Here is an 8,868-nt window from a genome sequence, read left to right as displayed (position 1 = left end):
AGCGCCCACTCCCGGTCCGACAGGTCCGTCGGGTACAGACGACGGTGCTCAGACATGGCAGCAGCTCCGGCGATCATGGATCGCCTGGCGCTACACGAATCCCCTCCGCAAACCGCTACCCATTTCAAAGACCGTTTCTAGACTAACCGTACCTCCGACCGGTCGAACCACGCACATCGCGGGATGCTGCCGATCGAGAAGATGGCGATCCCGACCGAGGAAGGAGTAGCCGGGATCGCCAAGAGTCGCGCGCAGGTTACGTGACGAAAGATCGGCGAAAAAACAGCCCTCCTCGCCCCGTAGCATCATGCTAGAGAAACACTTTGGGCGTTGGGATGTGGTGTTCTGTCACGCGCAAGAGTTGATATCTGGCATTCACACGATGCACCACTGTGATTTCATGCGATTTCCAGATTAGCTCTATTACGGTCACCATGAGATCCTGCGGCCTGCCAGCCGCAGGCCTTGCGAGCCTCACTCATTCCGGCAGTCTGCTGCCGGACGGGCCGCAATTGCCGGTCATGATGCAGTCCATCTCCTGACCGGGCGCATAACCCGGCAGCGGCCGGTCCTGCGCCTCGCCCGGCACCATGGTACCGCGCGGATTCCAGCGCAGGATCCTGCCGGCGTCCTGCTCGCCGAAGGCCAGTGCGAGCACTCCATAGGAGAACGCGTTGCGTTCGGCCGGGCCGAGCGCAGCCCAGCCTGCCTGGACCCGCTCCCAGATCTCGGTCATGTCAGCCAGATCGATCTGCGCGGCTTCAGGCAGACCCGGAAAGCTCCGCGCCAGATGCTCGCGCACGACCGTCCGGTCGGCGGCGAGCCGCCTCGAATCCTGGCCGGCATGTTCCAGGCTGAACACCAGGGCGTCGACATAGGCATCCGCATCGGCCCGGGTCAGGCGGAGATCACCGACCTGGGCCAGCACCTGCTGCGGATCGCCAGTCGCCGCCGCATCGGGCGCGGCCGCCGGCACGGGCGGCTTGGGTGCGGGTACCGGGGGCATGGCGGCCAGGACGGGCGCTGCCCAGAGCAGCGCTGCCAGCATCAGGCTGCAGGCCGGACGGCCAGACCCACCCTGGCCGTTCAGCCGGGCCGTCCTCATGTCGCCTGCGCGTCGTGCCAGAGCCGGCCGTCCAGCACCACCGAATCCAGGCGGAACTTGCGCGCACCGGTCCGATGCTTGCCCTCGACGTCGACGAAGCGGAAGCGCCCCTCGTCGATCCGCAGCACGGTGGCGTCACCGGTCGACCCGACCGCGAGATCGGCGAGATCCGGGCGTCTGAGCAGGTCGGCAGGGGTCTTCGTGACCGCGCGGACAATCTCCGGCACCGCCATGCCGAGGTGGAGGAACTTGGACATCGTCTCGAGATTGTCCCAGGCCGGCCCCTCGATGCACAGGGCGTGGACATCCGAGCTGATCACGTCGGGCGGGAAGCCGCCGGCCAGCATCGCCTCGGCGACCTCGAAGGAGAAGCTGCCCATGCCGTGGCCGATGTCGAACATCACGCCGCGCTCCCGCGCCTGGAAGCAGGCCTCGCGGATCCGGCCGTCGCTGTAGATCGGCGCGTTCGGCCGCGGCCGGAAGCAGTGGGTCAGCGTGTCGCCCGGCCGGAGCACCGCCAGCACGTCCTCGTAGCGTGGCGGCGGCGCATCGATATGGCACATCACCGGCAGGCCCGCCTGCTCGGCCGCCTCGATCGCGAGCTCCAAAGGCGTGATGCCGTTGTAGCCGCTGGCATGGCGCCCGATCCGGACCTTGATGCCCCGCACCAGATCCGGGTTGGCCCGCGCGATGTCGGCGCAGACATTGGCGTCGAGCAGGCGCAGGTCGCAGCTCTCGCCCACCGAGACCCGGTCCGAGAAGCCGTAGATGCCGGCGAAGCTGACATGCAGGTACGCCAGGATCTTGGTCTCGCTTCGGCCGATCACATGCTCACGGAAGCCTTCGAAATTGCCAGGGCCGGCGCTGCCGACGTCCAGCCAGGTGGTGGTGCCGGCCCGGCGTGCCAACTCGTCCGGGCGGATGCCGAGCGAGGTGCCCCCCCAATAGACATGAGTATGGAAGTCGATCATCCCGGGCATGACGATGGCGCCGCTCACGTCCCGCACGATGGCGGCACTGCCGTTCAGCCCGTCACCGACCGCCGCAACCTTGCCGTCCGCGAACGCGATGTCGGTCACCTGGTCGATGCCCTGACCGGGATCGACCACACGGCCGCCAGTGAGGACCAGATTGTAGCTCATTGCCGCTCCCAACTGCAGGCGCGTCCGCGCCATCCGCTTCCCGGTGCTAGGGGAAAGCCCTGTCCGCGGGCCGGGTCAACGGGTTGTTAACCGAATGTGGCTAAGATGAAGGTCATGCCAACCATGTTCGCGCCGCTTTGGCGCGAGGAAAGGTCGACACGCATGGACGTCGTCTTCAAGCGGGCAGCACTGGGCCTGCCGATCGTGCTGGCCTTCGCCGTCATGCCCCTGCAGGGCTCCGACGCCGGCACCAGCACCGCCAGCCTCACGGTCGGCGTCACCGTGGTCAGCAACTGCAAGGTCGCCGCCTCGACCCTGACCTTCGCCAACTATGTGAGTGGCCAGACCACCAACAACGACACCACCACCACGATCAGCTATTCGGGCTGCATGAATGAGAGCCTGAAGTTCGAGCTGAACGACGGTGCGAACCCGCAGGCCTCCAGCCGCGGCATGCGCAACAGCGCCGGCGGCATCCTCAACTACCAACTGTACCGCAACTCCGGCTACAGCGCGCTGATCGGCTCCGGCGCGAATGCGGTGAGCTTCGCGGCACCGGCCAGCGGCACCGGCACGGTGACGGTCTATGGCCGGATCCCGGCCAACCAGACCGCGGCCGCCGGGACCTACGGCGACACGGTGGGGATCACCCTCACCTTCTGAGCGCGAAGGAGCCGGGGGCCGCGCGGCAGGAGGACAGGCCGTTCCGCCGGAACCGCCCGGACCACGCTTCGCCGCTGGCGGGTGCGATACCGAAGCCCGATGCGCGATCACCCGCCGTCCCGGTCATTGGAACCGACGGGCGGGGCCTGGCCACTGTCCCGGGCCTGCCTGCGGTCATCGTCCGCGGGGCCGACATTCCGGCCGGCACGGACCCACCGTGTGACTCACATCTGGCTCTGGGCGAAGTTCTGGATGCCGATCCGGTCGATCAGCTCCAACTCGGTCTTGTTGTGATCCTGATGCTCCTCCTCCTCCTGGAGGATGCCGATCAGCAGGTCACGCGTGACATAGTCGCCATGCCGCTCGGCGATCGCGATGCCCTTGCGGTACTGCTCGATCCCCTCGAGCTCGAGGCGGTAATCGCACTCGATCAGCTCCTTCAGGTTCTCGCCGATATAGAGCTTGCCCAGGTCCTGAAGGTTGGGCAGCCCCTCGAGCAGCAGGATGCGCTGGATCAGCTTGTCGGCGTGACGCATCTCCTCGATGGATTCGTCATACTCCGCTTTCCCGCGCTTGAAGTAGCCCCAGTTCTCCAGCATCCGCGCATGGAGGAAATACTGGTTGATGGCGGTCAGCTCGCCCTTGAGGGACAGATTGAGGGCCGCCAGCACCTCGGGGTGCCCTCGGACCGGGGTCGGGCTCGGCATCGGCGTCGCTTCCTAATGGTTGGCGGACGTAGGGATGCGCCGGTTTTTAGAATTGTTCAAGCCTTCCGGCCAGGGGAATACGAACATGGCCGCTGGGTCGAAGGCGAGACCGATCTCTCCGCCCACCTGGTGCGCCAGGCTGCGCGGGACATGGATATCGCCCAGCCGTTCCCCCTTGGCCGCCAGCTCCACCCGGCAACGGTCACCCAGGTCCCGGCAGGCCAGAACAGTAGCCCGCCAGGGGCTGTTACCGGCTGCGACCGGTGCCAGATCGCGGGTGCGTAGCACCACTTCCACGCCCTGATGACCGTCCCGCGACACCTGTATCGGACCGATCGGCGTCGCGAGCTGCCCATCCTCGGGGCAGCCGTGAAAGCGCAGCACGGGGCCGAAAAAGCCGGCGACGAACCGGGTGGCCGGGCTGCGATAGAGCTGACTGACACTGTCGGACTGCGTGATCCGGCCATCCTCGATGACATGGATCCGGTCGGCCTCGGCGATCGCTTCGTCCGGATCGTGGGTCACCATCAGGACCGGGATGCCGGCTTGGCGCAGGATCGTCAGCACGCTGCCGCGCACTTCCACCCGCAGGCCGGGGTCGAGCGCGGAGAAGGCTTCGTCGAGCAGCACCAGGCGCGGATCCGCCGCGAGCGTGCGAGCCAGCGCCGCACGCTGCTGCTCCCCGCCGGAGAGCTCGTGGGGGAACTTCTCCGCATGGGCTGCCAGCCCCACCATGACCAGCAGCTCGTCGACCCGGCGGCGGCGCGTCGCCGTGTCCTTGCTGCGCAGCCCGAACGCGACATTCTTGCGGATCGTCATGTGCGGGAACAGGGCAACGTCCTGGAACATCAGGCCGATGGAGCGGCGCTCGGGCGGCGTCCAGCGCTCCCGGTCGTTCAGCGTCCGGCCGTCGAGCGCGATGCTCCCGGCAGATGGACGCTCCAGACCCGCCACCAGCCGCAGCACAGTTGACTTGCCCGATCCGGAGGGGCCCAGCAGGCAATGCACCGCGCCCGGTGGCACGTCGAGCGACACCCCGTCCAGGGTGAAGCCCTGCCCGGAGCCGGTACTGTAGCGATGAGCGAGGCCGCGGACGTGCAGGCCGGCTCCGCTGCTCAGGCGAGCAGTACGACCGGCGGCCGGCGCCATCACGCCACCTCGTCGCGTTCCCGCACATCCTGGCCCTGCGCCAGCGCCTCATGACGGGCGCGGACCTCGTCGATGATCGCCTCCATAGTGGGCAGACATCGACCACAGCATACGGTGGCACCCATCACGGCGTGCAGGTCCTCGCCGGCATCGACAGATCGCGCCGCGGCGGCGCGTTCGCAGTCGGCCTCGCTCAAGCAGTTGCAGACGCAGACGATCATGATCGTACGACAGGGCCCCGGCGAGACGTTGACACTGGACAAGTGGGGAAGGTTACCAAGCGGGCAAGATGTGCGCCTGCCCGTCGACGATGGGAACTTCGGGTCTCCGGCCCCTGATGTAAAGGCAGACCCGACCAATGCTTTATTTAGAACAATTCAAGAATGACCTTCCCCCACCGGGTGGCGGCGGCTGGTCCCAGATGCTATCGCCCGCAGGACGGTCAGGCGAAGGACGACGATGAAGCGGTTCTCGGCAGCGCGGATCCTGGACGAGGCCGGGAGCGGTCAGCGCGGCTGGGAGCCGCACTGGCTGGACCGGGGCACCCCTGCCGCCCGCTACGATGTGGTGGTGGTGGGCGGCGGCGGCCATGGCCTGTCCACCGCCTATCACCTGGCGAAGCACCACGGCATGCGCCGGGTATGCGTCCTGGAAAAAGGCTGGATCGGCGGTGGGAACACCGGCCGCAACACGATCACGATCCGCTCCAATTATTTCTATCCGGAGAGCGTCGCCCTCTATGACCTGGCGCTCCGGCTCTACGAGCGGCTCTCCATCGAGCTGAACTACAACGTGATGGTCAGCCAGCGCGGCGTGGTACGCCTGGCTCATTCCGAAAGCGACCTCGAGCTATGCGCGCGCTTCGTGAATGCCATGCGCCTGAACGGGGTGGATGCCGAACTGCTCGACGCAGCACAGTTGCGCCGCGAGATCCCGGCGCTGAACCCGGACGGCCGCCATCCCCTGTTCGGTGGCTACATCCAGCGCCGTGCCGGCACCGCCCGCCACGACGCGGTGGCCTGGGGCTATGCCCGTGCCGCATCGGCGCTGGGGGTCGATATCGTCCAGAACTGTGCGGTCGAAGGCTTCGACATCGAGGGCGACCGGGTTCGGGCGGTGTTGACCAGCAAGGGCCGGGTCGAGTGCGGGACCGTGGCGCTCTGCGTAGCCGGCCATTCCGGCCATCTGGCGGCGATGGCCGGCTTCCGCCTGCCGATCACCTCCATGTGCCTGCAGGCCCTGGTGAGCGAGCCGGTGAAGCCGTTCCTCGACCGGGTGATCATCGACCCCGCGACCGGCACCTATGTCAGCCAGTCGGACAAGGGCGAGTTGGTGGTGGGCGGCGGGCTGGACCTCTATCCGTCCTATGCCCAGCGCGGCAACTGGCCGGTCCTGGAGACCGTGGTGGCGGGCCTGGTCGAGATCATGCCGCGGGTCGGCCAGCTGAAGCTGATGCGCAAGTGGGGCGGCATCTGCGACATCGTGCACGACAGCTCGCCGATCATCGGCCCGGCCCCGGTCGACGGCATGGTCCTGAACTGCGGCTGGGGCACGGGCGGCTTCAAGGCGATCCCGGCCGGAGGCTGGCTCACGGCTCACCTGATCGCCCATGGCGAGCATCACCCGATCAGCCGGCCCTTCGACCTGGAGCGCTTCGAGACCGGCCGGCTGATCGATGAAGCCGCGGCCTCCGGCATCGCCCACTGAGCGAACCCGAGCCCATCGGCTTCAGGAACCGCCGGGCTGGACCGGAAAGTCCAGGAAGATCCGGCGCACGGTCGCATCCAGGTCAGCCCTCGCGAGCGGATCCTCACCCTGCAGGGCCTGGCCGGTCGCCACCCCTTCCCAGACGATCCGCCGCTCCGCAAGATCGATCAGGTCGATCGTGAGCACACCTTCGGTGATCGCCTGGACGTCGGTATATCCGCCATACCAGGGCCGGTAGAAGCCGCCCGGGTACCAGAACGGATCGTATGGATAGGCCGGCCATACCGGAGGCAGGCTGATGACCCTGAGCCGATCCGCCTGCCTGGTCCGGAAGTCCACGAGCAGGTCGGGGGCCGTCGCCACCTCGACGAAGCCCCGCCCCGCCATTTCACGGCGGACCGCTGCGCGCAGGCGCTGGGTCTCCAGGCTGCTATAGCCGGTAAAATCCGTGCCCTGGTGCGCGGGAAAGCCGAAGCTGCGATAGACGGTGAAGTCGACCGTCCGGTCCCAGTCGCTGCGCACCGAAGGCTCGCCGGCACAGGCGGCCAGCCACAATGCCGCTACCACCACCACTGCCCGGATCGGCCCCATCGTCGTTCCTCCTGCCCAAACTACGATTTGCTCCGGGCGGGCCCTCGCGACAAGTTCGCTCGCAGGATCGGGCGAGAGGGCAGGAGCAGCCAGATGACCAGCGGCGAACTCACCCCACGCCAGATCCTGGAACTGGCCGGGCAGGGCCATTCAACAAGCGGACGCCTTCACTCGGGATCAGCGAGGTCGTGGTGAAGGAGCATCTGACCACCATCATGCGGCGCCTGGGGAATTCCAGCCGCACCGAGGCCACATTACGCAAGCTCATGCCCCGCTACCGTCCATGAGTCGTCTTGCACTTCGCCGCCTGCTCGCCTACCTACCGGCAGCCAGGGTCCCCATCGTCTAGAGGCCTAGGACTCCACCCTTTCAAGGTGGCGACACGGGTTCGAATCCCGTTGGGGATGCCAGCTCTTTCAATGGCTTAGGCGCAGCCGAGAACGGCCGCCCTAAGCTGATCCTAAATGGATGCTCCCGGACGGCACTGGATGATCGGGGTCCAGGTGCGGCAGCCTGCCGCACGTCGGCAGGCGTAGTGACGCTCGGCGAGCCACCGCACGACCAATGGCCAAGCCTCAGAATTTTCCCGGCCATCGTTAGAGTCGCGAACTGCCATAACTGCCAGAAGCGTGTGGATACCGGGGCCAACCATGGCTTGTGAGCGTTGACGGATGCTCTTGGGCGATCAAGGATCGCCGGAAATAGCCGAGCTACCCAGCCCTTCAGCACCAGCCAGAATTTCGAGGGGCGACAATGAGACGTACGATCCTGGTGGCGCTCCTCCTGAGCGGGTGCGCCACCGTTGCTCCGCAGAGCCAATTCCCACAGCAGGCGGCCGCGCTTCAGCAGAGTTGCGCGCAGCAGTTCCAGCCGCAGCTTCCCGATGCCCACCAACGTTTCGCGGCTTGCTACAACAGCGGGATCGCACCGCTGCGAGCCCAGTCCGGCTATCCCTATCCGGACCTCGCAGCGCTGGAGGACAACTACCGCATGCTGGTAGCGCAGCAACGTGATGCCGGGGCCATCAATGATGCTCAGGTCGGCGTCTACATGGCAGAGCTGCGCACGCGCATCGCGAGCGAAGAGCAGGCCCGGATGGGACAAGCTGCGTTAGTGGAGCAGCAGGAGCGGCAGGCCGATGCCGCGAGTTGGGCCGCCATCTCGCAAGGCCTCGCGCTGATGAACCAGGCCAACCAGCCGCCGCCGCGCCAGGGCTTCACCTGCACCCAGATGGGCAACACCACGAACTGCTGGTGACGCTCGATGTGACCACTTTGACGGCGGGGGATTTTGTGTGAGCGATAAAGAAGATAGCGATCAAGATCGACCATCAAAGCTGAGCCCTGATAAATCTCAGAAGATCCTCGATCACGTTAAGCAAAAATGGGGCGAAAGACCATGCCCCATGTGTGAAGCTTATTCATGGACAGTTGCCGACGATTTGGTGGGTCCGGTCAACATGAACATGTCTGGTGGAATAATGATAGGCGGCCCCGCATATCCGCAAGCCATGGTGATTTGTACGAACTGCGGGAACACCGTTTACGTAAACGCCGTTCTAGTCGGTGTGGTGTAGCATGTTCGTACGGATGACTCACGCCAACGACCACCTTTCCATCCCGGGGACCGGGCATGTAGGGTACTATAAGAACGACAGAGACGGGGACATGGCCTCACCTGACGCCGAGAGAATCGCTAAGCTTGAGACGCACATGGAATATGTGCGCGAGAGCATGGGCAGGATCGAGAAGAGCTTCGAACGGATCGACGCTCGATTTACGAAGGTCGAAGGCGACCTGTCCGA

At 66.0% G+C, this 8,868-nt stretch carries 9 protein-coding genes and 1 tRNA gene; 4 read left to right on the top strand and 6 right to left on the bottom strand.

Annotated features, from left to right (window positions below; translation table 11 throughout):
• Positions 1 to 478: 478 nt before the first annotated feature.
• A complete protein-coding gene (locus VNS22_RS12030) occupies positions 479 to 1,105 on the bottom strand; it encodes a hypothetical protein (protein WP_325732701.1) in 627 nt (208 codons plus the stop codon).
• Entirely contained in the window at positions 1,102 to 2,247 is a 1,146-nt protein-coding gene (locus VNS22_RS12025) for an amidohydrolase/deacetylase family metallohydrolase (protein ID WP_325732700.1), read from the bottom strand. Before VNS22_RS12025 ends, VNS22_RS12030 begins: the two co-directional genes overlap by 4 nt.
• 162 nt (positions 2,248 to 2,409) lie before the next feature.
• On the opposite strand from VNS22_RS12025, the gene VNS22_RS12020 reads away from it, so the two are divergent.
• Entirely contained in the window at positions 2,410 to 2,910 is a 501-nt protein-coding gene (locus VNS22_RS12020; RefSeq protein ID WP_325732699.1) for a spore coat U domain-containing protein, read from the top strand.
• A gap of 224 nt (positions 2,911 to 3,134) precedes the next feature.
• On the opposite strand, the gene bfr is transcribed toward VNS22_RS12020, so the two are convergent.
• The 3 genes from bfr to VNS22_RS12005 are packed head-to-tail and all read right to left on the bottom strand — an operon-like array spanning position 3,135 to position 4,987.
• Entirely contained in the window at positions 3,135 to 3,617 is a 483-nt protein-coding gene (gene bfr / locus VNS22_RS12015) for a bacterioferritin (RefSeq protein WP_325732697.1), read from the bottom strand.
• Between the two features lie 12 nt (positions 3,618 to 3,629).
• Positions 3,630 to 4,766: an ABC transporter ATP-binding protein gene (locus tag VNS22_RS12010; protein WP_325732695.1), complete on the bottom strand. Its 1,137-nt coding sequence runs from the start codon at positions 4,764 to 4,766 to the stop codon at positions 3,630 to 3,632.
• A complete protein-coding gene (locus tag VNS22_RS12005) occupies positions 4,766 to 4,987 on the bottom strand; it encodes a hypothetical protein (protein ID WP_325732694.1) in 222 nt (73 codons plus the stop codon). The genes VNS22_RS12010 and VNS22_RS12005 overlap by 1 nt, the downstream gene beginning before the upstream one ends.
• 238 nt (positions 4,988 to 5,225) lie before the next feature.
• Between VNS22_RS12005 and VNS22_RS12000 the strand changes: the two genes are divergently transcribed.
• Positions 5,226 to 6,473: a sarcosine oxidase subunit beta family protein gene (locus VNS22_RS12000; protein WP_325732693.1), complete on the top strand. Its 1,248-nt coding sequence runs from the start codon at positions 5,226 to 5,228 to the stop codon at positions 6,471 to 6,473.
• 21 nt (positions 6,474 to 6,494) lie between these two features.
• On the opposite strand, the gene VNS22_RS11995 is transcribed toward VNS22_RS12000, so the two are convergent.
• Positions 6,495 to 7,064 (bottom strand): DUF4136 domain-containing protein, encoded by a 570-nt coding sequence (locus VNS22_RS11995; protein WP_325732691.1) that lies wholly within the window; start codon positions 7,062 to 7,064, stop codon positions 6,495 to 6,497.
• Between the two features lie 334 nt (positions 7,065 to 7,398).
• On the opposite strand from VNS22_RS11995, the gene VNS22_RS11990 reads away from it, so the two are divergent.
• Both VNS22_RS11990 and VNS22_RS11985 read left to right on the top strand, forming a co-directional pair.
• A tRNA-Glu gene (locus VNS22_RS11990) sits at positions 7,399 to 7,474 on the top strand.
• A gap of 343 nt (positions 7,475 to 7,817) precedes the next feature.
• Entirely contained in the window at positions 7,818 to 8,321 is a 504-nt protein-coding gene (locus VNS22_RS11985) for a hypothetical protein (RefSeq protein ID WP_325732689.1), read from the top strand.
• The last annotated feature ends 547 nt before the right edge of the window (positions 8,322 to 8,868 follow it).

This window comes from Geminicoccus sp., assembly GCF_035556675.1.
In the GTDB taxonomy this organism is placed as follows: domain Bacteria; phylum Pseudomonadota; class Alphaproteobacteria; order Geminicoccales; family Geminicoccaceae; genus Geminicoccus.
This window is presented reverse-complemented; position numbering and strand designations above follow the sequence as displayed.